The organism is Bacillus sp. SIMBA_154 (assembly GCF_046536015.1).
In the GTDB taxonomy this organism is placed as follows: domain Bacteria; phylum Bacillota; class Bacilli; order Bacillales; family Bacillaceae; genus Bacillus; species Bacillus pumilus_P.
On record NZ_JAWJBV010000048.1, the window covers coordinates 1 to 781 of the forward strand.

Annotated in this window: 1 pseudogene; it reads left to right on the plus strand. The window is 35.6% G+C overall.

What is annotated here, in order from left to right:
- Window positions 1–62: 62 nt before the first annotated feature.
- Window positions 63–781: pseudogene (locus R0K30_RS20990) on the plus strand (IS1182-like element ISBpu1 family transposase); the annotation flags it as partial.

The window sequence follows — 781 nt, forward strand, 5'->3', positions numbered from 1 at the left end:
GACAAAGTCTACAAGCTTTTTTGTATAATAAGGGTAATAACACGACTCTGTGGGGGATGAACATGTTATCAAAACGTGAAGAAGAAAGAAGAAATCAATTAGAAGTAGTGGCTTTAGACGAATTAGTACCTGAAGATCATCTTGTGCGGAAAATTGAACAAGCCATTGATTTTGACTTCGTTTATGATCTTGTCAAAGATCATTATAGTTCTGACAATGGTAGACCAAGTGTTGATCCCGTTGTTCTCATTAAAATGGTCTTGATTCAATATCTATTTGGTATTCGCTCTATGCGTCAAACCATTAAAGAAATCGAAACCAACGTTGCTTATCGTTGGTTTATTGGGTATGGGTTTTCCGAGAAAATTCCGCACTTTTCTACCTTCGGTAAAAACTATGTGAGACGCTTCCACGATACAGATTTATTTGAACAAATTTTTTATCGAATCTTAAGAGAAGCGATGAAAAAAGGGCTCGTTGACCCTTCTATCGCCTTCATTGATTCAACTCATGTAAAAGCGAACGCTAATAAGAAAAAACTTGAAAAGAAAATCGTTCGAGTAGAGACGAGAAGTTATCAAAATCAGCTTCATGAGGAGATCAATATTGATCGTGAAGAACATGGAAAAAAGCCTTTACCCCTACAGAATAAAGAAGAAACAAAAGAAATCAAGATCAGTACGACTGATCCAGAGAGTGGCTATTATGTAAAGGATGAACGTGAAAAGTCATTTGCTTATTCATTTCATACAGCTTGTGATTCAAAAGGATTTATTTTAGG